The sequence below is a fragment of the Pristimantibacillus sp. Z349TD_6 genome, from assembly GCF_056173205.1.
The window spans coordinates 4,353,646-4,376,534 of the sequence record NZ_CM149662.1 but is presented as its reverse complement, the minus strand read 5'-3'; the positions used below and the strand labels follow the sequence as shown (position 1 = coordinate 4,376,534).

Annotated in this window: 24 protein-coding genes; 12 read left to right on the top strand and 12 right to left on the bottom strand. The window is 42.5% G+C overall.

All coding sequences use genetic code 11. The features are described from left to right. The first annotated feature begins 93 nt into the window (after positions 1-93). The 7 genes from AC0VYE_RS19140 to AC0VYE_RS19110 are packed head-to-tail and all read left to right on the top strand — an operon-like array spanning position 94 to position 8,056. Positions 94-1,644, top strand: coding sequence for a phytoene desaturase family protein (locus tag AC0VYE_RS19140; protein ID WP_475442576.1), 1,551 nt, complete (start codon positions 94-96; stop codon positions 1,642-1,644). Beyond that, positions 1,635-3,077: a phytoene desaturase family protein gene (locus AC0VYE_RS19135; protein ID WP_475442575.1), complete on the top strand. Its 1,443-nt coding sequence runs from the start codon at positions 1,635-1,637 to the stop codon at positions 3,075-3,077. Before AC0VYE_RS19140 ends, AC0VYE_RS19135 begins: the two co-directional genes overlap by 10 nt. A 4-nt stretch (positions 3,078-3,081) precedes the next feature. Continuing rightward, on the top strand, positions 3,082-3,957 hold the full coding sequence (locus AC0VYE_RS19130; RefSeq protein WP_475442574.1) for a phytoene/squalene synthase family protein: 876 nt from the start codon (positions 3,082-3,084) through the stop codon (positions 3,955-3,957). After that, positions 3,954-4,676, top strand: a complete 723-nt coding sequence (locus AC0VYE_RS19125) for a carotenoid biosynthesis protein (protein ID WP_475442573.1) — start codon at positions 3,954-3,956, stop codon at positions 4,674-4,676. The genes AC0VYE_RS19130 and AC0VYE_RS19125 overlap by 4 nt, the downstream gene beginning before the upstream one ends. Beyond that, entirely contained in the window at positions 4,645-5,400 is a 756-nt protein-coding gene (locus tag AC0VYE_RS19120; protein WP_475442572.1) for a lysophospholipid acyltransferase family protein, read from the top strand. The genes AC0VYE_RS19125 and AC0VYE_RS19120 overlap by 32 nt, the downstream gene beginning before the upstream one ends. Continuing rightward, entirely contained in the window at positions 5,376-6,590 is a 1,215-nt protein-coding gene (locus AC0VYE_RS19115) for a glycosyltransferase family 2 protein (RefSeq protein WP_475442571.1), read from the top strand. The genes AC0VYE_RS19120 and AC0VYE_RS19115 overlap by 25 nt, the downstream gene beginning before the upstream one ends. Beyond that, positions 6,587-8,056: a phytoene desaturase family protein gene (locus tag AC0VYE_RS19110; RefSeq protein ID WP_475442570.1), complete on the top strand. Its 1,470-nt coding sequence runs from the start codon at positions 6,587-6,589 to the stop codon at positions 8,054-8,056. Before AC0VYE_RS19115 ends, AC0VYE_RS19110 begins: the two co-directional genes overlap by 4 nt. A 63-nt stretch (positions 8,057-8,119) precedes the next feature. Here AC0VYE_RS19110 and cydS read toward each other — a convergent pair whose 3' ends face one another. The 4 genes from cydS to AC0VYE_RS19090 all read right to left on the bottom strand — a co-directional run bounded on the left by cydS (position 8,120) and on the right by AC0VYE_RS19090 (position 12,096). Further along, positions 8,120-8,224: a cytochrome bd oxidase small subunit CydS family protein gene (gene cydS, locus AC0VYE_RS19105; RefSeq protein ID WP_430058626.1), complete on the bottom strand. Its 105-nt coding sequence runs from the start codon at positions 8,222-8,224 to the stop codon at positions 8,120-8,122. A gap of 29 nt (positions 8,225-8,253) precedes the next feature. Next, positions 8,254-9,267, bottom strand: coding sequence for a cytochrome d ubiquinol oxidase subunit II (locus AC0VYE_RS19100; RefSeq protein ID WP_076265670.1), 1,014 nt, complete (start codon positions 9,265-9,267; stop codon positions 8,254-8,256). After that, positions 9,264-10,616: a cytochrome ubiquinol oxidase subunit I gene (locus AC0VYE_RS19095; protein ID WP_475442569.1), complete on the bottom strand. Its 1,353-nt coding sequence runs from the start codon at positions 10,614-10,616 to the stop codon at positions 9,264-9,266. The genes AC0VYE_RS19100 and AC0VYE_RS19095 overlap by 4 nt, the downstream gene beginning before the upstream one ends. 382 nt (positions 10,617-10,998) lie before the next feature. Continuing rightward, entirely contained in the window at positions 10,999-12,096 is a 1,098-nt protein-coding gene (locus AC0VYE_RS19090; protein WP_475442568.1) for a GerAB/ArcD/ProY family transporter, read from the bottom strand. Positions 12,097-12,338: 242 nt separating this feature from the next. Between AC0VYE_RS19090 and AC0VYE_RS19085 the strand changes: the two genes are divergently transcribed. The 3 genes from AC0VYE_RS19085 to AC0VYE_RS19075 are packed head-to-tail and all read left to right on the top strand — an operon-like array spanning position 12,339 to position 15,393. Next, positions 12,339-13,943, top strand: a complete 1,605-nt coding sequence (locus AC0VYE_RS19085; RefSeq protein ID WP_475442567.1) for a spore germination protein — start codon at positions 12,339-12,341, stop codon at positions 13,941-13,943. 3 nt (positions 13,944-13,946) lie between these two features. Then, positions 13,947-15,149, top strand: a complete 1,203-nt coding sequence (locus AC0VYE_RS19080; RefSeq protein WP_475442566.1) for a Ger(x)C family spore germination protein — start codon at positions 13,947-13,949, stop codon at positions 15,147-15,149. 10 nt (positions 15,150-15,159) lie between these two features. Continuing rightward, positions 15,160-15,393 carry a hypothetical protein gene (locus AC0VYE_RS19075; RefSeq protein ID WP_076265675.1) on the top strand — a complete coding sequence of 78 codons (234 nt, stop codon included), beginning with the start codon at positions 15,160-15,162 and terminating at the stop codon, positions 15,391-15,393. Positions 15,394-15,513: 120 nt separating this feature from the next. Here AC0VYE_RS19075 and AC0VYE_RS19070 read toward each other — a convergent pair whose 3' ends face one another. Then, positions 15,514-17,004, bottom strand: a complete 1,491-nt coding sequence (locus AC0VYE_RS19070; RefSeq protein ID WP_475442565.1) for an RtcB family protein — start codon at positions 17,002-17,004, stop codon at positions 15,514-15,516. Between the two features lie 218 nt (positions 17,005-17,222). Between AC0VYE_RS19070 and AC0VYE_RS19065 the strand changes: the two genes are divergently transcribed. Together AC0VYE_RS19065 and AC0VYE_RS19060 are read left to right on the top strand one after the other, a co-directional pair. After that, positions 17,223-18,068 (top strand): copper amine oxidase N-terminal domain-containing protein, encoded by an 846-nt coding sequence (locus AC0VYE_RS19065; RefSeq protein ID WP_076265676.1) that lies wholly within the window; start codon positions 17,223-17,225, stop codon positions 18,066-18,068. A gap of 122 nt (positions 18,069-18,190) precedes the next feature. Further along, complete coding sequence (locus tag AC0VYE_RS19060) at positions 18,191-18,679, top strand: MarR family winged helix-turn-helix transcriptional regulator (RefSeq protein WP_475442564.1); 489 nt, start codon at positions 18,191-18,193, stop codon at positions 18,677-18,679. A gap of 12 nt (positions 18,680-18,691) precedes the next feature. Here AC0VYE_RS19060 and AC0VYE_RS19055 read toward each other — a convergent pair whose 3' ends face one another. The 7 genes from AC0VYE_RS19055 to AC0VYE_RS19025 form a co-directional block, all read right to left on the bottom strand. After that, positions 18,692-19,594 (bottom strand): NAD-dependent epimerase/dehydratase family protein, encoded by a 903-nt coding sequence (locus AC0VYE_RS19055; RefSeq protein WP_475442563.1) that lies wholly within the window; start codon positions 19,592-19,594, stop codon positions 18,692-18,694. Between the two features lie 277 nt (positions 19,595-19,871). Continuing rightward, positions 19,872-19,982 carry a sporulation protein YjcZ gene (locus tag AC0VYE_RS19050; protein WP_082360686.1) on the bottom strand — a complete coding sequence of 37 codons (111 nt, stop codon included), beginning with the start codon at positions 19,980-19,982 and terminating at the stop codon, positions 19,872-19,874. Between the two features lie 443 nt (positions 19,983-20,425). Then, positions 20,426-20,605, bottom strand: coding sequence for a hypothetical protein (locus AC0VYE_RS19045; protein WP_076265679.1), 180 nt, complete (start codon positions 20,603-20,605; stop codon positions 20,426-20,428). A gap of 165 nt (positions 20,606-20,770) precedes the next feature. Beyond that, entirely contained in the window at positions 20,771-20,881 is a 111-nt protein-coding gene (locus tag AC0VYE_RS19040) for a sporulation protein YjcZ (protein WP_083681479.1), read from the bottom strand. Between the two features lie 116 nt (positions 20,882-20,997). Further along, positions 20,998-21,183, bottom strand: coding sequence for a hypothetical protein (locus AC0VYE_RS19035; RefSeq protein ID WP_076265680.1), 186 nt, complete (start codon positions 21,181-21,183; stop codon positions 20,998-21,000). A gap of 246 nt (positions 21,184-21,429) precedes the next feature. Next, positions 21,430-22,110, bottom strand: a complete 681-nt coding sequence (locus tag AC0VYE_RS19030; protein ID WP_475442562.1) for a class F sortase — start codon at positions 22,108-22,110, stop codon at positions 21,430-21,432. 65 nt (positions 22,111-22,175) lie between these two features. Next, a complete protein-coding gene (locus AC0VYE_RS19025) occupies positions 22,176-22,520 on the bottom strand; it encodes a hypothetical protein (RefSeq protein ID WP_475442561.1) in 345 nt (114 codons plus the stop codon). Between the last annotated feature and the right edge of the window lie 369 nt (positions 22,521-22,889).

Genomic DNA, 22,889 nt, shown 5'->3' with positions numbered 1-22,889 from the left:
GAATAAATTAACTTTACAGACTATTATCGAGTATGTATTATGTTTGTATAATGTTTGTATAGTTAATTCGTTTTTTTGGAAAGGGGAATTGGTATGGACAAGGGAGTCGTGGCCGTTATTGGAGCAGGCCCTGGCGGTTTAGCAGCTGCCATGGAGCTGGCTGGCCGAGGTTACCGAGTTACCGTCTATGAGAAGCAGCCCTATATAGGTGGGAGGACCTCCAGGCTTCAGCTGGGTGAGTATTTTTTTGATCGAGGACCTACGTTTTTCATGATGCCGCACCTGCTTGAAGAAATGTTTCAATCTGTAAATCGCTCCTTGTACGACTATGTTGAGCTCATTGCGCTTGATCCGCTATATAGGCTGCAATTCGGCGATGTTGCATTTTCACCAACACGGGACGAGAAGCAGATGGTTGAGAGGATCGAGGAGCTATTTCCCGGCAACGGTAAAGGTTATCTTCAATTTATGAAGGAGGAGGGGGAGAAATATAACAAGGTTTCCCCGCTGCTGCAGCGGCCTTTCAGCAAGCTAAGCGACTATATTTCTCGGGATGTGTTTCAAGCGCTGCCGCGGCTGAATGCGATAGGAAGTGTGTATGACAGACTTTCACGTTATTTTACAGATGAAAGGCTTAAATATGCGTTTACTTTCCAAGCGAAATATTTAGGCATGTCGCCATGGGAATGCCCAGGTACATTTACAATTCTCGCATATTTGGAACATAAATTTGGTCTTTTTCATCCAGTGGGAGGCGTTAACCGCGTCTGCGAGGCAATGGCTGAAGTGATTCGTGAGTACGATGGCGAGATTGTTACCTCCTGCGGTGTGCAAAGAGTGCTGAGCCAGAGCGGAAAAGCAGTGGGCCTGCTTTTGGAAAATGGAGAAAAAATAGAAGCGGATCATATCATCATCAATGCTGATTTTGCAACCGCTATGAACCACTTGTTTGAACCGGGAGAGCTTAAGAAATATAGTCCGGCAAAGCTTGCCAAAAAGAAATATTCTTGCTCTACCTATATGCTCTACCTCGGAGTAAATCGTGAAATACATATGCCGCACCATAACATTTTATTTGCCAACAACTATCGCCAAAACGTACATGAAATCATGACAAAAAAGATGCTGTCTTCAGACGCATCTATTTATATACATAATCCAGGACTTAACGATCCAACGCTCGCTCCTCCAGGGAAAACCGCTTTATACGCACTTATGCCGGTACCGAATCTGACTGCGAATGTCAGTTGGGAGGAGCAGCGGACACTCGTTAGAGAAAAGATGATCGAGCGTATGGAGCAGGAGCCAGAGTTAGCAGGTTTCTCGGCTGACATCGAGGAGGAAGCCATCATCACGCCATTAGATTGGCGAAATGATCATCATGTTTATGAAGGAGCAACGTTTAATCTAGCACATTCACTGGATCAAATGATGAAACTTCGTCCTCATAACCGCTTTGAAGAGCTCGCTAATTGTTGGCTTGTAGGGGGAGGAACTCACCCTGGCAGCGGCTTGCCGACGATCTTCGAATCAGCGCGCATCAGTACCCGTCTACTTATGGCGCAAGATGAAAGTGAACGTATACGGGTTGGCGGAGCTTCAGCAGTCATCCACCCACAGAAGGAGGCCATTCGGTGGGAGTAGCTTTTGTCGGTGGTGGAATAGGCAGTTTAACAGCAGCTCTGCTGCTTAGAAAGCAAGGCAAGCAGGTTACTATTTATGAAAGAGGCCCCCGGCTTGGCGGTAGATTAGCTTATCAGCAAGGCGGAGGCTATCGGATCGATCAGGGTCCTACAATTGTGCTCTTGCCCGAAATGCTGCTTAGTATTTTGGAGGAAGCGGGAATCGAGCGATCACGCATACCGCTGCTCGAATGCGATCCGCTTTACCGTATTCATTATGCAGACGGCACCGTGTTTCACAAATGGCGGAATCAGCAGCGCCAGATCGAAGAGCTTGAGCGAATGTTTCCAGAGGAAGTCGATGGCTTTCGGCGTTATATGGCGGACATGGAAGTGGCTTTTAAACAAGGAAAAGAAGCTTTTCTGGAACGTCCATTTTTGCGAAAACGAGAGTTTTATACTTTTCGAAACTTAACGTTATTAACGAAGCTTAAAGCCTACAAAAGCGTGCGTTCCTTTGCAGGACGATACTTCCGAAGTGAGAAGCTGCTTGATGCGTTCTCTTTACAAACCTTATACATAGGCGGCGCTCCTTTTCAATCTCCGGGATTGTATACGTTATTGCCCTTCGCTGAACATGCGTATGGCATTTGGTATGTAAAAGGAGGTTATGCCGGAATCGTTTCCATCTTGGAAGAGGAGCTTAGGAGTAGAGGAGTTCAAATCAAGACAGAAACTCAGATTGAGCAATTGGTACTTGAGAATGGACGCTGCATTGGCGTGATAGACGAATGCGGCAGGGAAACGCTGCATGATACGATTGTGTATAACGGTGATTTTCCACATCTGGCTTCATTGATGCCTAAGAACACTGTTCCAATGAAAGCCTATAAGCCGTCTTCTGGAACAATCTTGATCTATTTAGGCCTAAACAAACAGTGGGATCAGGCTTCCGTTCACCAGTTTTTTTTACCTGACAATTTACAGAGCGGATTAAAACAAATTTTTCAAAACAATCAGCTTCCGAAAGATCCATCCTTTTATATATTTTATCCGTCAGCTATGGATGTTGATGCAGCACCTCCGGGTGAGAGCGTCATGTATATGCTGATTCCCGCTCCGCCACACGGCTCCGTAGCATGGGAGGATGAAGTGCCCGCGTTAGTCGAGCATGTAATTGATGAAGCTGAGAAGAGGGGCTTTCCCGGCTTGAGAGCCGCGATTCAATGGAAGGAAATAAGGACGCCGCAGGACGCGGAGTCGGATGGTCTCTATCATGGGGGCAGCTTCGGCATTGCGCCAACATTTGGACAGTCGGCAGTGTTCCGTCCTCAAATCGTGCCATATCCGATAAAAGGTTTGTTTGCTGTAGGGGCATCGGTGCATCCAGGCGGTGGAATACCGATTGTTATGCAAGGTGCAAGGCTGCTAGCCAACTATTTGTTAAAGGAGTAACCATATGGAACCCACTGTCTGTTTGGCGCAATGTGAAGCGATGATTCAGAAAGGATCATCATCGTTCTACAAAGCTTTTCGTTATTTGCCTAGCCCAAGGCGCGAAGCCGTTTACGTTATTTATGCTTTCTGCCGCATGATAGACAATTCAGTAGATGAGCCGCAACGTTCTCCCTATAACATTGATGAGCTTGAACAACATTTTTACCGTTTGGATCAGGCAGCGGATCATTTCATATGGCCTTCTTTACGGTGGCTGTTTGATACTTTTCCGCTCAGTAAAAAACCTTTTTTCAGACAAATGGAGGGACAGCGCCGGGATTTATCTTTCACCCACTATGAGACGATGGAGCAGTTGGAGGACTACTGCTACTTGGTTGCTGGAACTGTTGGGGAGATGCTTCTGCCAGTCTTGCATGATCAGCCAGATATTCAAGTAATAGAAGCGGGAATATGGCTTGGCAAAGCCATGCAAATAGTAAACATTGTTCGCGACGTTGGCGAAGATCAGAGCAGAGGGCGTCGATACCTTCCGCTTGAGCTGCTCGCTCGTCATGACTATACCGAAAGTGACTTCAATATGGGCGTTGTCGATGAACGATTTCAACATCTTGTGCAAGAGCTGGACACACTTTCACGCAGTTGGTTCGCACGAGGCTTGCGCGGGCTTGAAACATATCCTGCCAGCAGCGCTTTTTCAGTTGAGCTGGCCGCAAGCTTCTATGCAGCGATTTTGGATGAAGTAAAGGCTGCAAACTACGAAGTCTATAAGAAGCGAGCTATCGTCAGCTCATTAAATAAATTAAAGCTTTATACGAATATAAAAATGAAATATACGCTCGTATCAGAGGTTAATGACAGCAATGCGGTATCGCTATGATCCGCTACCTATTTATTTTTTGGTATTGCATCGGGCTAATCCTCATGCTGACCATTGGCGTTCCAACGTGGCTTTCCTTTTCCAATGGTTTGTTTCTCGTTTTTTTTGCCCTGTATGCCATTCATATTGAAGGCATGATGGGCGAGGAGCGCCGTCGCAGCTGGAGTAGAATCATGCTCGTTGGGGTACTTACGTTTGCTGTTGAATGGTTTGGTGTGACGATGGGATGGCCGTTTGGAGACTACCAATACACATCTTTACTTGGCATCTCGCTTGGCGGAGTACCCCTCGCCATATTTTGTGCGTGGATCGGTGTCATTGTTACTGTGATGCGAATGACTGCCTTCTCGAATCGCTGGACGCGTGCGCTTCATACCGGCTTATGGACGGTTGTTTTTGACCTAGTACTTGATCCAGTGGCTTTCGCTAGGCAGTTCTGGATTTGGCATGAGCCAGGTGATTTCTACGGGATACCGGCAGCAAACTTCATCAGTTGGTTCGTTATATCAGCAGCTATTTCCTTTTTGTTCCCTTTAAGAGAAGTATCGGCGAACGTTCGAATCGAGGCTGTAAGACTCACGCAAATGATGCTGCTTATGTTTGGTCTCTTAGGGGCCAAAGAAGGTTTAATGATGCCGTTCATCATCGCATTGGCAGCTATCGTTGTGGCGGAAGGAGCGGGACGGATTGATCGCAGCGGGCTCAAGCAAGTGGTTTAAACGAGTATTCGCGCAATACAATGAAAACTATTTGTTAAGACGGCATTTTCACGCGTTTCAGCTGAGCGGTGAGATCGATCCAGCTCCGCAAGGAAAGCCTGTGCTCTATCTTATGAATCATAGCTCTTGGTGGGATGGAATGGTTGTATATCATGCGATCGCAAACGCTTCAGCGCGTGAACACTATATGATGATGGATGAAGAGCAAATGAAGCGGTATCGATTTTTTCGCAAAATAGGAGCTTTCTCGATTGATAAGAAGTCAAGCCGAGCGATCGTTGCTTCCCTTCGATATAGTGAGAATGTATTAAATCAAGGATATGGAGTTTGGTTATTTCCACAAGGAGATATCGAGCATCTGGAGCGTAGACCTTTAAGATTTCAAACCGGCGCGGGCTATTTATTGGAGCGCTGTCCGGAAACGATTGTTCAGCCCGTAACCGCATATTATTCGCTAGGACTTCATCAAAAGGCAGAAGTCAGTCTCCAATTCGGTAAACCTATCCACAGAGTATGGCAGCAGCTGGGACGCAAAACCATTACGAGAATGCTTGAATCGGCTTTGGAGGATCAACTGAATGAACACCGCCTTGCAGTAATAGCAGCAGCTCGCGGGGAGACAGCCGAGTATCGATCAATGTTGAAGGCGAAACGGTCAACGAATGAGGTTTTTGATGCTTGGATGAACGGGGTGACAAGGTGGAAATCTTTTTTTGGACGGTAGCTGCAGCCCTGATGCTGCAGCTATTATTTGTGTTATGGAATCTCTCGCAGATGCCTTCTCTGGGAGGCAGCGGCAAAGGACGAGTTTGGCTGTCAGGAGGGGCAGTGTCCATTCAATCTGATGCTCCACATGCTCACGGAAATACAACTAGACCACGGCTGTCGGTTCTTATTCCAGCGCGTAATGAAGCGGATAACATCACCGCATGTATACAATCGGTGCTGCTGGAGCCTTCCATATTTATCGAGGTGCTGGTGCTGGATGATCGTTCCACAGACGGAACAGCAGAAGCTGCGCGGCTCGCAGCAGCAGGCGACAGCCGTGTTCGCGTTTTGCCTGGTGATGTGCTGCCGTTCGGCTGGCTTGGCAAGTCGCACGCATGTCATCAACTCGCAGAAGCGGCGCGCGGCGAATGGTGGTTATTCCTCGACGCCGATGCGCGGCTTGAGCCGGGTGCGCTCGCGGATGCGCTTGACACCGCGCTAGCGCAAGGTCAAGGGCTCGTGACCGGTTTCCCTAAGCAGGAAACTGGAACATGGATGGAGAAGCTCATCGTCCCGATGATGAGCTTCTCCATTGCCTGCCATCTGCCGATACGACTTGTTCGGCAATCGCCAGATCCAAAGTTCGTCGCCGCACACGGCGCTTTTCTGATGATTTCAGCAGAAAGCTACTGGGCGACAGGCGGCCATGCTGGCTTCAAAGGTCATCTCGTCGATGATATGCAGCTTGCTGGTGCTGTTAAAAAAGCCGGGCTTCCCGTCACTTTAGCCTACGTTTGCCCCCAAATTTCGATGCGTATGTATCAGAACACTGCAGGGGTTTGGAACGGCTATAAGAAAAATATATTTGCAGGTATAGGTCGCAGCAGCTTATTGCTTGGAATTATGTTGTTTATGTACACCCTGCTTTATATACTGCCTCCGTTAATGATGATCATTTGTTTATCTGGGCTTCTCTTGCATGCCTATCCGGAAGGATGGCTTACCACTGTTTTATTGCCAAGCTCGCTCTGCTATCTGCTAGGTGTTTGTCTGAAGAGGATCATTGATAGGAAAAGTGGACAGCCTTGGTACTTATCCTTCTGTTTACCGGCAAGTATATTTCTGCTGTCAGCGATTGCCTTGGCCTCGTGGCGGGCGAGCTTAAATGGCACTGGTTATGAATGGAAAGGGAGGAGGTATTCGTGAAGCAAGTCATTGTCATTGGCGGAGGTTTAGGCGGATTATCTGCAGCGATTCGATTGGCAAATGCGGGTTATCACGTCACTGTGCTTGAACAACAGGAAGCACTCGGCGGAAAGCTTCAGCGCATTGAGCTTGGCGGTTATCGCTTCGATCGTGGACCAAGCACGATTACGATGCCTCATGTATTTCAGCAGGTATTCGAGAGCGTTGGACGCCGGATGGAAGACTACGTTACCTTTTATCCGCTGATCCCGGGCACGCGGAATCATTTTGCAGACGGAACGACGGTTGATTTATGCTCAGATTTCAGCGTGATGGAATCGCAGATTGCTGCTTATAGTCCAGAGGATGCGAAGCAGTATCGCTCATTCATGAAAGAGGCTTCTGCGTTATATCAACAAGCTGATCAGCTCTTCATGAATCGGCTGCTGCTGTCATGGAAGGATAAAGCAGACGTAAGGCTGCTTGCGGGTTTGCTGCGGATTCGTCCATGGCTGACATTGGAACGGCTGCTTCGCCGTTACTTTAGGCATCCGCATACACTTGCACTCTTTGGACGATATGCGACCTATGTTGGATCAGCGCCTCGGACGGCTCCGTCTATTTTTGCAATGCTTGCTCATTTGGAGCTGCAGTTAGGCATTTATGGAGTGAGGGGCGGCACTTACCAGATTGTGGAGGCATTCGGTCTCCTTGCTCAGGAGCTAGGTGTAACGATTCATACGTCCGAGAGAGTTCAACAGATTACATCTGCGAATGGTCGCATCACAGGTGTTGTTACGAGCAAGGCGGACTATAAAGCTGATATCATCATCGCAAATGGTGATGTGCTGGCTATTTGCAAAAATCTGCTGGAAGAATCAAAACGACCAAGCATGAGCAACGCCAAAATCTCATCGTATGAGCCATCGTTATCAGGTTTTGTTTCCCTCATTGGCAGTAAGAAGACTTATAGCCAGCTGCTTCATCACACTGTGTTTTTCCCAGAACACTATGGCAGTGAGTTTGACGACATCTTCCAGCAAAGAAGAGCAGCTCATGATCCTGCTATTTATATTTGCCATTCAGGTTATTCAGAGGATGGGATGGCCCCTGCTGGAGGCAGCAACCTGTTTATCCTGACTAACGCTCCATACACTTCTCCGCAGTTAAAATGGGAGCAAGAAGCCGAATCGTATCAGAAACGCATTTTAACGAAACTTGAAACATATGGCTTGTCTGGTTTAATTGATGATTCAGAGATCTCAGCAGTCTACACTCCTGACCATATGCAAGAGCAGACATCAGCATACCGCGGCGCTATATATGGCATTTCCTCCAATACAGCGCGGCAAACCTTTGCAAGGCCCTCCAATCAAGCTGATCTAAAGGGTTTATGGTTTGTCGGAGGCACGACGCATCCAGGCGGGGGAACACCGATGGTGACCCTGTCCGGGCAGCTTGTAGCAGAAGCGATACTATCATCGTAAATACAGATCTAAATAAAAAAACGCGCCCAAATCCAGAAGGAAAAGGCGCGTTTTTTATTGATATTATTCCCTGGGGGAAGTCTGGCCTTTAGCACCCCAAACAAATAGGAACACAACTGCGATGACTATTATGAGAAGGGGGGCGATCATAATTAAAGTAAATTCCAATATCGTACACCTGCTTTCGTTTACGGTATTTATTTGCCTTTGACGTATTTTGTGTTAAATAAAAACAGACGCATCAGCAAGTATAGTGAAGGGATCAGAAGCAGCAAGCCGAGTACAAATGCTACGATTAGCGCTATAGCCATCGAATCATTTGTGAAATTATCGTGTATGGTCAAATAGGGATACAGAATGTAAGGCAGATGAGCTGAGCCGTATCCATAAAACGCGAAAGCAAACTGCAAAATGACGAAGATAAACGATAATCCAAGTCGCTGGCGCTTCCACACCAAGTAAACGGCTAACATAAAAAAGAGAAAGGATAAAGCGAACATCCATGATCTGTCCAGCATTTTCTCATAGTGCTCACGATTATGGTCATGGATAGCGAAGAAAACAAGAAGGCTGCTAAGTATTGTCGGTAAGCTCCATACGAGCGCGTATGTTCGAACGATCTTAAATGCAGGAGCATCGCCCGCTTTATGAGCATAGAAGCTTAAGAACATAGCCGATATGTACAGCACGCTTACAAGGGCGAGCAGAACAACGGACCAGGAATAGCTGCTTCTAAACAGTTCGTTAACGAGAAATATTACTTTTCCGTCGTCTGTAACCTTGATGTATCCTCCTTCTGAGATCGTTAGTACCGTTGATAAGGCAGCTGGAATAAGCAAGCCGCTAGCCCCGTACATGAGTGTATAGATTTTCCGACTTCGTGAGCCGTAATGATTAAAAGCATAATAAGCCCCGCGAATGGCAAGCAGCACGATGGCAATGCTACCCGGAATAAGCAACGCAGTTCCATAATAATAGGCGGTATCCGGAAAAAATCCGATAAACCCGACAAAAAAGAACACGAGAAAAACATTGGTGACCTCCCATACTGGGGACAAATACCGATCAATGATGGAATGGATCAGATGCCTCGTTCCAGTAATGGAGCTGTAATAGCTGAAAAAACCGGCGCCAAAATCAATAGAAGCGATAATGAGGTAGCCAAACAGAAAAGTCCAGAGCACGGTAATACCAATGACTTCATAACTCATAATGGATCATGAGCCTCCTTCTCGTAGGCAGCTATTTCATCTTCAGCGTGATTATTTCGGAACATTTTTATTAGAACTCTTACAGAAGAAATGCCAAGCACAAGATAAAGCAGAGCAAATAGCAAAAGCATCAAATCAACATGATCGGATGTCGTTGCTCCTTCCGCAGTACGCATAATGCCTCTTAAGATCCACGGCTGCCGGCCAACCTCTGAGAAAATCCAACCATGCTCAATGGTGAGTATCGCTACTGGAGCGGCAATAACAACGGCGCAAAGAAGCCAGCGGCGGTATGTATTCCCTTTTTTTCGAACCATTTCAATAATAAATAGAAGGGAGACCAGCACCATAAAGGCTACATAAGCCATCTTGATGTCAAAGAGATAATGAATCCATAGAGGCGGATGCTCATCCTCAGGAAATTCATTTAATCCAGTAACCTCAGCAAACGGATTGCTGTGAGCGAGGATGCTTAGGCCAAACGGGATTTTCAGTCCGTATTTCACTTCGTTGTCTTCGGTAAGGATACCTCCGAGTATAAGCGGCGCTTTGCCCATCGTTTCAAAATGCCACTCCGTTGCAGCCAGCTTCTCGGGTTGATATTTTGCAAGATATTTTCCCGACAAATCGCCGATAAGCGCAGTAGAAATCATAAATACAAAAGCGCAAACCATTGTGAGCTTTAAAGCTTTCTTATAGTAAATATGTTTTTTTCCTTTAAGCAGCGACCATGCCGTAATGGCTGCGAGTATGAATGCGCAGGTTAAGTAAGCTGAAGAGAGCACATGTGCTACCTTAGTCGGCATGGCCGGACTAAGCATTGCTGCGATAGGATTAACGTCCGCGATTTCACCATTAACTAAAGTGAATCCAACCGGGTAATTCATAAATGCGTTCACGATCGTAATGAAGAAAGCTGAAGCTGAAGAACCAATAACGACGGGAATCAACAGCCAAAAATGCGTCATCCTATTTTTAAAGCGATCCCAAGTATAGAGGTAAATACCGAGAAAGATGGCTTCAAAAAAGAATGCAAAGGTTTCAAGGAAAAGAGGCAGGGAGATAGATTGTCCAGCAACTCTCATAAAGCTTGGCCATAGCAGACTTAGCTGTAGGCCAATAGCTGTTCCTGTCACGACTCCGACTGCAACGGTGATTACATAGCCGCGAGCCCAGCGCCTTGCAAGCAGCAGGTAATGAAAGTCATTTCGTTTAATGCCGATCCATTCGGCTAGTGCTATCATCAGCGGGATGCCGACACCTATCGTGGCATAGATGATGTGGAAGCCAAGGGTGAGAGAGGTTAGTATACGACTGAATACAACGGGATCATAGCCGTTAAGCAGCATGGGATTCACTCCTTAGATGATTGATTTTTGTTTGAACTAGCTCATAAATTTACGGATGATCGACAGCAGCATGAGCAGCGTTACAACCGCACATAACATAATTAATTTTTTTTCCTGTTGTTTTGAACGATTTTGTTTATTTTCTTTCATGGTTTCACTCGCTTTCAAACTATGTGATGTATTTCACAATGAACAAATGATTACAGCTTCCAATTGGGCTTAAATCAGTATGCCCTTTATGAAGTGAAAATAATATGACTCGATAGAGCTATATGGAGGGTGAAATGTAACGAATCGATGAACACTGCTGGAGTAAGTGAGGGAAATTAATATAGGCCGTCCAATCGTCTAAATGACTTGTTGGACAGCCTATTTTCAAGCTTTAGTTTTTTAAAAACTGTTTTCGAAACGCATGAACTCCTAATAAAATCAAAGGAAGAATGAGTCCGTATGTCGAGACATAAGGTATCCATGCTCCTTTGTTGAATTCACTTCCATGAAGGACATTAGGATGTAAAATGAGGGAAAATACGACCATGATCATCCCTAAAGGTAACGTAAGTGAGCGGTAGTCTTTTAACTTCAACGTTTGTGCAAGACCGATTACAGCAGCGTAAAAATACAGTGATGTTCTAAAAAAAATCGTGACAAACCATATGCCAGCCATTATGGCTTCAATACGTATAAAATTTCCTGTGTTTATTTTTTTGGCTAGTGCAAAACTTGGATACATATGTCTTCCCGTTGTATCAGGACCGAGAACTAGAACAGCCAAAGCAATAATAATAATTAAAATGATTCCCCCTATAAATGTACCTATCAAAAAAGCTTTTTGAGCTTTTTTAGGTTGATTCACTGAAACAGGGAAAATCATTAAAAAAATAACAGGGGATAGAGAGAAAATACTTGTGAAGATTAAGGTAGAACGAATCATCGGTTTTATTCCAGTATCAAATACGGGTTGAATGTTGTGATAGTCGATTTGCGGCGAGATGAATATGACTAATATGATAAATAATAAAACGAACCAAGGGAAAAAAAACTCCGCTGTCCGTGCTAGATTTTCAAGACCAAGACGAACTCCCATGATGACTACGCAAGCAAAAAGAATATGAATAGCTTGCGCTGGTGTGTCGGCCATGATCTGTGTTGTTATAAAATCCGCCATATAATACAAAAGATCTGCCGCTGTAATGAATGCAAAAAAAATAAAGGTAATAGAAACGGCCTTGCCAAGCCAGCGTCCGAGAAGTTTATCATTTTTTTCAACTAGGGTCATATCTGGATAAATATTGCCTACGGCATTGTACAATAATACGAGTAACATCCCTAATCCCACGCCAAGAACAGCTGCGATCCAAGCGTCTTGTTTGACGATTTCAGCTAATGTTGATGGAATAATTAAGACAGCAGTACCGACGGAATACAATATGACTAACACTGTAAATTGACGCACATTTATTTTGATGTCTCTTACCATTTTTGGCCTCTTTCTATGTTATCCGCGCTATATTATTTAGTCCGTAAAAACCATTCCCCATTAGCTTTGACAAAAGCATTGTAGCATCTTCTAATTGTTGCCTTTTACTCAGTTGGATAAACACTGGCCCTAGACACTCTCCCCATTCAATGAATGTATGAATCAACGGAGTTTGGTTAACAAATGTAAAAGATCTTTTCGCAAAACTCACCCTATTTCATAGCAGAGAGGAATATAGACAAATGGGGTTTTTCAATAATCAATCCAAAAACGATATGGAGCTTACTGCAAGCAAGCGAACAGATTCCAATAAAGCTGCCCAAGAAAAAAGGTTGAATTTAAGCCTTGATGATAATATTCAATATGTAAAAAATATGCTAGGTCATAGCAGCGATATTGTGATCAGAGAAATTCAGATTGGAGCGGGAGAGAAGTTTAAAGCTGGAATATTTTATACAGATGGTTTAACGGATCTGCAATCTGTCCAGAAATTCATCATCGAATCGTTAATGCCAAGCATCCCTAATAAAGAGCTTAACCCAAACGTATCTAGCCCAGATAAGATCCTTCAAGTTGTGAAGGATCAAATTCTAACGGTCGGAGCTATTAAGGATGTTTCTGAATTTGGTTCTTTGACAACTGCTTTGTTGTCTGGAGATGTCATTCTTTTATTGGATGGTTGCGCCCAAGGGTTCATCATCGGCATGAGAGGCTGGAAAGACCGTGCAGTCACGGAATCCACGACAGAGACTGTCATTCGGGGACCAAAAGAAGGTTTTACAGAATGTATTCGAACCAATACGGCGTTAATCCGCCGCAAAATAAAAGATTCTAATTTATGGCTCACAACGAAGTCAATTGGCAGAGTAACAAAAACCGATGTATCGATCATGTATATCAAAGGAATTGCAAATGACAAGATAGTAGAAGAAGTGCATCGTCGTCTCGATCGGATTGATATTGATAGCATATTGGAGAGCGGCTACATTGAGGAATTAATTCAGGAAAAAACCTATACTCCTTTTCCTACGTTATATCATTCGGAACGTCCGGATGTTATAGCAGCTGAGCTTTTGGAAGGAAAAGTAGCCATTTTGGTTGATGGAACGCCGATTGTCTTGGTCGTCCCTGCATTGTTTATCTCGTTTATACAGGCTGCTGAGGATTATTATACACGCGCGGACATTAGCACACTTATTCGTATGCTTCGTTTTCTTTGTATTTTCATTTCTCTGTTAGGTCCGTCCCTTTATATTGCTATCACTACATTTCATCAGGAAATGTTGCCTACGCAGCTGTTGATCGGCTTGGCTGCTCAACGAGAAGGGGTACCTTTTACAGCGTTCATCGAGGCCGTCATGATGGAGGTAACGTTTGAAATTTTACGGGAAGCTGGCTTAAGAATGCCAAAGGCGATTGCACAGGCCGTCTCCATTGTCGGAACATTGGTAATTGGAACAGCGGCTGTTGAGGCAGGGATTATATCTGCTGCCATGGTAATCGTTGTCGCACTAACGGGGATTGCCAGCTTTGTGCTTCCCGCCTTCGATATGTCCATGACCTTTAGAATGCTTCGTTTTCCTTTGATGATACTTGCAGCTTCTTTTGGGTTGTTCGGCATTATTGTAGGGATTTTTGCACTCGTTCTTCACTTGTGCAGTTTGCGTTCATTTGGTGTTCCCTATCTGAGTCCGTTTGCACCATTTAATCTTGAGGAGCAAAAGGATACCATTTTCCGATTTCCCCGCTGGGCAATGCTAACGCGACCTAGATTGATCAATAAAAACAACATCGTTCGCGAACAAAGTAATCATTCTGAACCGACGCGTGATAATGCAGGTGGATAATCGATGAAGCGTAAAAGAAGTTTACTCTGTTTAATTGTCATCTCGCTCCTATTTGTCACAGGTTGTTGGAAAGGCCGAGAGTTGAATGAGCTGGCAATCGCCGTAGCTTTGGGAATAGACAAGGTCGGAAATCAATATAAGGTTTCCGTTCAAGTCGTCGAGCCGACTGAAGTAGCAGGGAAGAAGGGCGGCGACAAGACACCCGTCACAACATATCAAATCACGGCAAATACCATTTTCGAAGCGATACGCAAAATGACTACTGTTAACCCACGTAAGATTTATCCTTCCCATCTGCGCATTGTGGTTCTTGGCGAATCCTTAGCTAAGGAAGGTATAGGTCAGGCGTTAGATCTCTTATCTAGAGATGAAGAAATTCGTACTGATTTCTTTATTGTTGTATCAAAGCATACGACTGCCGAGAATACGCTAAAAGTATTAACAAAGCTGGAAACGATCCCCGCTGTGAGTCTGTTCTCTACCCTTCAGACTTCGGAGAAGCAATGGGCTCCAACAACAACGGTTACCTTGGATCAGCTTATTACTACACTCGTGAGCGAAGGAAGAGATCCTGTATTAACAGGTCTTGTCGTTTTGGGGGACGAGCAAGTAGGGCAAGAAAAGAGAAATATGGAAAAGGTTCTGACCCCAACTACATTACAATATTCGGGACTAGCGGTATTTAAGAAGGATAAGTTGATTGGTTGGCTAAATGAAACTGAAAGCAAAGCATACAACTATATTAGCGATGAAATTAAAAGCACAGTTGGTTATGTTACTTGTCCACAAGGTGGCAAAATTACGTTCGAGGTCATTCGGTCTAAGACGAAGGTCAAAGGCAGCGTAAAGGATGGACAACCTCAGATCGATATCGAAGTACGATTAGAAATTAATATAGGGGAAGTACAATGTTCGATAGATTTGTTGGAGACGAAAAATATTGCTGAAGTAGAAAGGCTAGCAAACAGCAAAGTGGAAGGTTTCATTGACGCGGCAGTAAAAAAAGTGCAGAAGAAATACAAAGTTGATATTTTTGGATTTGGGGATGTTATTCATCGATCGAATCCTAAAGAATGGAGAAAGCTCAAAAAAAATTGGGATCACACGTTTGAGACGATGCCAGTAAACGTGAAGGTAAATCATAAGATTCGACATTTAGGTACGGTGTCTAATTCCTTTCTGGAAGAGATGAGGAAAGAGGAGTGAAGATGCACATATGGTACCTATCATAGTGATCCTTGTAGCGGTCGCTTTAATTATCGCCATTGATGTTCCTGCGCTATTAAGAGGAAAATCCAAAAAAGAATTATGGATATTTTCCATTCTTCTGCTGTTTGGAACCTTAATAGGTATTGCTGAAGCTTTACATATTGGACTCCCCAACCCTTTGGATGGGATTATCTACATTTATAATCCTGTTTCACACTTATTGGATGCATGGTTAAAATAAAGCTGTCTAAAATAGAGCGTTGTCAGTTAGCCACGTCACAAGGACGTGGCCTTTTGCTGTTATGATTATTAAAAATGAATTATTTAATTTTAAACAAGTAAACCTTCAATATAAAAAGCTTTACCCTTTTATCGTTAAAATAGGTTCAACTTCTGCAACAATTTGTGCCATGCCGTGTTCTTCATGTGATTCAATGATCGCATTGATATCCTTGTAAGCATATGGAGCCTCTTTCTTCAACTCTTCTTCCCATTTCTTGAGTATATCCTGTCTGGATTTAATATCGTTACGGTTCGGATCAATAGGTGTAACAATATTAAACTTGGAAATAAACTCGCGAAACAAAGCATCATCTACTTTTACTGAATCTCCTCTTGAAAGGCTTCGACCAGCACCATGACTAGCGCTGAATAAGCTCTCACGATTGCCAAGTCCTGCAATGATGTAGCTTTTCGCTCCCATGGAACCAGGTATAAAGACCGACTCGCCCGTAAATTGAAAAGGGGTGTTGGCCATTTGTTCTGCTGACTTTGCTGTGCAAGAGCCTTTGCGATGGATAAAACCTTCGCTGCCATCAATCGTTTCTTCCCATACAAAGTTGTGAGGGGCATCGTAAAGCAATTTATACTCAAAATCCTTTAAGCTTTTGGACAAAGACTTTTGAAGCATAAGCCCCAGAAATAAGCGATTAGCAAAAGCGAAGTTTGCTGCGTTATGAAGGAGGTTCCAATAACGATTCCATTGATATTCATATTGTTCGGAATGAGGCAGGACATAGATCCCATTGCTTGGATGCTTAAGAGAGGCAGGGTAAATTTCTTTCAGCATTTCTTTGATGTTCAGACCTGCGTGATGTCCGATAGATACAGAGCCTGTATGAATCATAACGACGATTTGGCCAGCTTTGATATTCCATTCCTTTGCCAAAGCATGATTGCGTATATTCACTACTTTCTGAATTTCTACAAAATGATTGCCGCCGCCGATCGATCCAATCTGACTATCGTAGGACAAATCATCGCTGCCTAAATAACTGTCCAGTCCATCTACTTTATCCGTAATAAATGAACCAAATCGATTTACCTTTAAAAGGTCGTCCTCTTGCTGCTTCGCATCATAAAATTCCCACAAACCATTGCACTTAATCGATTTCTGTGTCATGAGAATACCCATTAATCCTTCTTTGAGAATAGCTTCACGCTGCACCCTTGTCATTGGAATATGGCGTCCGCCTTCAAAGAAAATATGACGAATATCGGATTCGATTTGTTTAAGATTCGACCGGATATCATCTTCCTTCAGCGATGTCGTGTATAACCGCATGCCGCAATTAATGTCATTGCCTACAGCTTGAGGGATAACAAATCCTTTGGTGAAGATAGTTGTACCAATCGGAATGCCGCTGCCTTTGTGGAAATCGGGAGTGATCGCTACCTCTTCAATTTTTGCATTTTCGTTCGTAAAATAACCGCTAGTGTGCTGTTTCAGGGTTTCTACAGATTCATTTACGGTGAGGAGCTGATCAAGTTCTGCTAAAGCATTTTTTTCAAGCTTAATTTTGTCGTTTATGAAAAAACGGACAGGGATATTATTGCTATTGTTAATTTTCAAATAGGACCATCCTTATGATTTATAGGTAGATTTTTAACATCTGTAAATTTGAAGTATTCGATAAAGATGCATAACATCGGTAATCATCCCTTCCTAGCTAATAATTTCAATATATCATTTCAAAATTTGAAAAGCATTACCTAATTCGGGCTTTAGTGCAACAAATGGTTAGAGAAATACGTTTTATCGATAAATGCTAAAAAAGGAGTGTTTGTTAAATGATGAGAAAATTAATAAAATTGACCATTGCGGGTGTAATGATGTTTTCCATAACAGCTGTCAGTTATGCTGCACCAAAAAAAAGTACACCCGTTATTTTGAAAATGAACAACTATTATGTAGCATATACCTATCCAAAGGAACCTTATGTTGATAAACAGAATCGATTGATTTTACCATTAAGATCTGTAAGTGAATTGCTGGGTGCTGCAGTTTCTTATAATAACCAAACGAAAACAGCCGAAATTAAAGAAGGGGAGAACATTGTTCAAATTCAGGCAGGCAATAAGACTGCAAAGGTTAATGGTCAAAATGTAGAGATGGACACTAAAGCAGTAGTGGAAAAAGGTTTTCTGCTCGTTCCAGCTCGTATACTTTTTGATTCCTTCTCTTTTAAAGTCACGAATGAAAATAATGTGATCACTTTGAATGACGAACGATTATTAAAGCAAGGAAAACTGAAGTACCTTTCTGACGATGACCGAGTAGGGATAGCAAGAACAGCAGACCCCAATGCGTTCCAGCCTATAGAAATTTCATATAATGTCTTTGTGAAAAATAAAGTATCGCTAATCGATCTAACTGTAACTGCCAAAAATAGTACTGGGAAAGATATACCTGAGGGACAAGAGGATCTGCATACCATCGTATATTTTGAACACTCATCCGTCATGGATGCAGATGATTCTACAGTGGATATAAAGGATAGGCCAAGACCAGCTGTTAAAAAGGATGCCATCATCAAAAAACAATTAAACGCAGGCGGAGGCACGATCATTCAGCCAAACGAGTTACAGTACATACTCATCGCTGGCAGGACGTTTAAACCGTTAAATGAAAGATAAGGAAAGGATTAACGTTGATCCATCCATTCAAATGAAGCTTGACTTTCCATCTTGACATCATTATTAATTTAGTAAATAATTTAAAAATAAATTGGAAAAAGCTTATGGGGGCTCATAATGGTATGAGTAATGACGATAACTTTCAAGGAACGAATATAGATCACTTAACGAAGGAACTTGCACTCGTATTCGGACAATTGAAGCGTGTCGGTCATGTGTTTAGTCCTTCTAAGGAGCTCCGGCAGAGCGAATCAAACTTGCTTGTTTACTTGACGTATTTATGTCCGCCGGGTTCTAATGGCATCAAAGTTTCCGATCTAAGCAAACAGTTGAAAATAACCTCAGCTGCTGTGACGCATGTTATACAATCTCTTGAACAGAACGGGTATATTACTCGTACGATGGATGCAAGTGATCGACGATCCATTCTTGTTACAGCAACGGAAGCTGGACATGAATTTGTTGGAGCAAGGGAGACAGAGCTATTTGAACGTTTTCAGCACTTGCGAGAACATCTAGGTGCAGATGACACCGAGCAACTCATCCGAATATTAGCTAAATCCATAAAATTTCTGAATACTTATGAAGATAGCGCAGCATCCAAACGATAATCCGGTAACGGACTATCGTTTTATTTTTGCCATAGCTTGGTAAGAGCCTTTCTCCATTTCTTTGACGATCGAGTTGGCAGAGGGACTCCATTGCAGCTGTTGTTCAGCACGCAAACCAGATATTCTTTGGTTAATGCTCGCTCCCCAAGCAGCAGGGCCCAAAACATGAACAGCTTCTTCATAACTACACGATTCAATTTCAGCGACGCCGGCAATTTTGCCTATAGCTATCATGAGATCTTTGGTCGTAATGAGTTCCCTGGAAGCTGCGTTAAATAACGATCCAGGAGATGCAAATGAATAAGCGCATGCATAAAGGTTAGCCAAGTCATCTACATCAATGGTTGACCACGCGTTAAGTCCATCACCAACGTATTTGGCGAATTGAGTAAGCTTCGTTCTTTGAATAGTTGCCCCAACTAAACCACCTCCACGTCCGTAAACGAGAGCTGGTCGAATGACGACTGTACAAATGTTTCTCTCAGCAGCTGTTAGCACTTTTTGCTCCTGAATTGCTTTCCATTGCAGGAATGGCAGAGGCTTTACAGGCGAATCCTCATCAACGACATCATGATGCGTATCGTTATAGATTAACGTTCCGCTCGTATATACGAATGTTTTGCCAGTGCCCTCCAAACCTTCTAACATGGAATCAACTGCAAGAACATCTAGTTTTTCCATGTCAGAATTATGCGAAATAGCAGTATGAATGACACCATCAGCAGCATGAGTACATTCCGCCAGCAAAATCAGATCAGCAAGATCGCCTATTACAGGGGAGATGCCTAATTTTATTAATTGCTCAGCTTTTTCTTGTGTCCGAACTAATCCGGAAACTTGATAACCATGGGATAGGAATTGTTGAGCTACTGCGAAGCCAACATACCCAGTAACTCCTGTAATGAATATTTTCAATAAAAGACCTCCTCAAATTAATTAATTTACTAACTAATGTATTAATTTTATTATTTAGTGGTTTTACTATTTTGTCAATACTTTCATAAAAAAGGTAATTCAATTCATGAGGGCTGCAGCTGAAAGAGCGTGTGTAGGCTTTTTTTGAGTATGTAAGCAAGGACTAGATACAGAATGAAAAAAAGAAGACCCACATAATGGGTCTTCTGGAGAGGCTTAAGTGTATTCAGCATTTTGAATGCGTGAGAGCAGCAGTAAGCCCTTCAATTATTATTTATTAGTAACCTCCACCGAAAATACCGCAGCTGCAAGAGATAATCACCAACAAAATAAACAGTACCAGAATAAAACCAATACTATTATTAGCACCACCAACGAATCCTGACATTAAACATCCACCTCCTTGCGACTTGAATACATTGTAAGGTATGCATTGCAAAAGCTAAGTGACTGGATATTTGTCATGGGGTGACATATGCCCAGTATCATTAACCTATAATAGGGGATTAGAGGTTTTTTATAAGAAAGACCGTTCAGGATACTCTGCAGTCTGTAGGACAAGTGAATAAGTCGTATCCAGTAGCTAATGATTAGTAGTTGTTACCACCGAAAATTCCGCAACTGCAAGAGATAATCACGAGCAAAATGAAGAGTACAAGAATAAAACCAATATTATTATTTACACCGCCAACTGATCCTGACATAAAAAATTCACCTCCTTGTATTATCTTATAGAGCAAGTTAGTCAAAGCTATAGCTATAAGACAGGATAATGGGTAGAGAGAGTATGTTTATCCATCTCATAGAACGAGCAAAGTGGTGAAAATAGGATTAGTAGCCTCCGCAACAGCCGCCGTAACCTCTGTCGCTCACTCTGTCATTTCTTTTTTCGTTGACACTTTCAACTCGATTTTCATTTCTTCTTTCATTGCGGCCCAATACGCCACAGCTACAAGCAACAATGACTAATAAGATGAAAAGAACCAAGATCGTACCGATATTATGAGACATTATATAAAAACCTCCTCTTATTTAACTACTATATAACGTATGATTGACTCTCATTTTTTGATTGTGTGTTTGTTACATAGACATAGTTTCAATGTCATTAGACTAGTAAATGAAGATAGAGCAAATAATCTAATGGAAGCTTGTTAAGCTGGATCTAATATACGACTAGTATCTGCCACCAAAAATACCGCAGCTGCAAGAAATAATGACTAACAAAATAAACAACACGAGAATAAAACCAATGTTATTGTGAGTACCGCCAACTGATCCTGACATAAGAAATTCACCTCCTTGCTGCTGTTTAGAAAATAAGTTATACATGGATGCCGTATAGTTATTGGTTGTTTGGCAGGGAAATACAAATTATCCATGTCTCAAGCGAAATTGAGGGATTAATAGCCTACTCCACAACCACCGCTGTAACCTCTGTCGCTTACTCTATTGTTTTCATTGCTGCGTACATAGTTGTCTTCTTCTCTGTCATCGTTTCTCTCATTACGGCCGAAAACACCGCAGCTGCAAGCGACAATAACCAATAGAATGAAAAGAACGAGGATAATTCCGATATTATGAGCCATTATTTAAAAACCTCCTCTTATTTGACTGCTCTATAAGATATGTTTGTATCTATTTAAGTGTTTGTGTGTTTGTTACAGAGGCATAGTTTCTATGTCAAGTGACTAGTAGAAGGAAATAGAAAGGGGAGGGAAATGACAAAAAAGTAAAAGTACATATGCGGTTAGAAGTATGAATACGATAGAAAAAACCCATCAATGATTCAAATAATGGCGTCGTTTTGACATCCACTATACAACTGAATCAGATCATGGGTTTTCGCTGCTTGCAGCTTTGCATATTTTTTTATTGGAGTGTCGTTTTGCAAAAACGACGAGCCGTTCTGAGTATTCTTGATTTTTACGATTGAATTTACCAGTGCATGTAATTAAATTTAAACGAGACTCATCCGCGGGACCAAAAATTTTCGAAAGGGGAGCCTCGGATGTTTTGAATATTTCAATCGATTCCACTATAAAATCGATGGTGCAGTCCTCTTTACTTTTTATTGAAATCATGTCACCTAATTTTATGTTCTTTAATCTGTAAAATACGGCTGGTCCTGTATGGCTGTCAACATGTCCATCTATAACTGAATTGCCGACCATGCCAGGAAGAATGCCATTAGATAATAGCCCTACCCTTTTGGTGCTTGATGGAACATCCATTTGGCCGTTTTCTGTTATGCCTACTGGATCTATGATCGCATCGATTTCTAAAGCGGGAATGGATAATTTAATGGGTACGATTCCCTCTAATTTTACTTTAGAAATTGTATTCGAAATGATTGGATTATCATTTGTAGGTGGTGGACTCGACATGGTTTCTGCTTTTACAATGGGTTCATTATAATCAGATTTTGTTATTGTTATTTGAGGCTTATTACTATGATCTTGATCATTTGAGTAGCTGCAGGCTGTACTCCCGGCAAAAATAGCTGCAGTTATCATTTGCAATATGAACTTTTTCAAAGTTAGAAAAAGAGGGGAAAGTAGGTCCCCTCGTTTTTTACTGTTTATTCAGCTTGTTCGCTGGCGCCGCCGAAGCCGGTTTTCGGCATTTTAGTAATCTCTTTTGCTCTTAAGTTTTTTGCTTTCAAGGTTTTTGCTTTCATGCTTTTTGCGTGAAGACTTTTTTCATGCGCTTTTTTAGTGTGAATACTCTTTGCATGAAGGCTTTTAGCATGCATTTTATGTTTCTTTTTTGCTTCCATTTTTTTCACATGCATATTATGCTTTTTCTTTTCTTCCACTTTCTTCATATGCATTTCTTTTTCAGATACAGGAGCAGCAGCGTACACAGCAGAGCTTGCACTAAAGATTAAACATGCTGAGAAAACGGCGATAATTGTTTTTTTCATAACTGTTATTACCTCCAAATTGTTGTTTATATTATTGTGCCTTGTCATGTTCTCCATAGGAGCCAATAATCATGAATGTGAACCTTTTCCAGCCTAAAGAAAGCGATTTATATTGCAAGAACTCTGTAAGGCGAGTAGAATAAAACTTTATTTCCAATACATAGTTATGGATCAGCTTGCGTTCAAAACCTATAATTGCGCATCCACATTTGTAAAAATATTGTATTTTATCCTTTTGTCGAAAGAGGCAGGAATTTGCCCTCGAAACACGAATTATATGTATATTCGTGTTTTTTGAATTAATTATGATAAACACCGCAACTTTTCGTTCCCGGGACGGTACAATGATATATAGCGGTCCGGGAATAA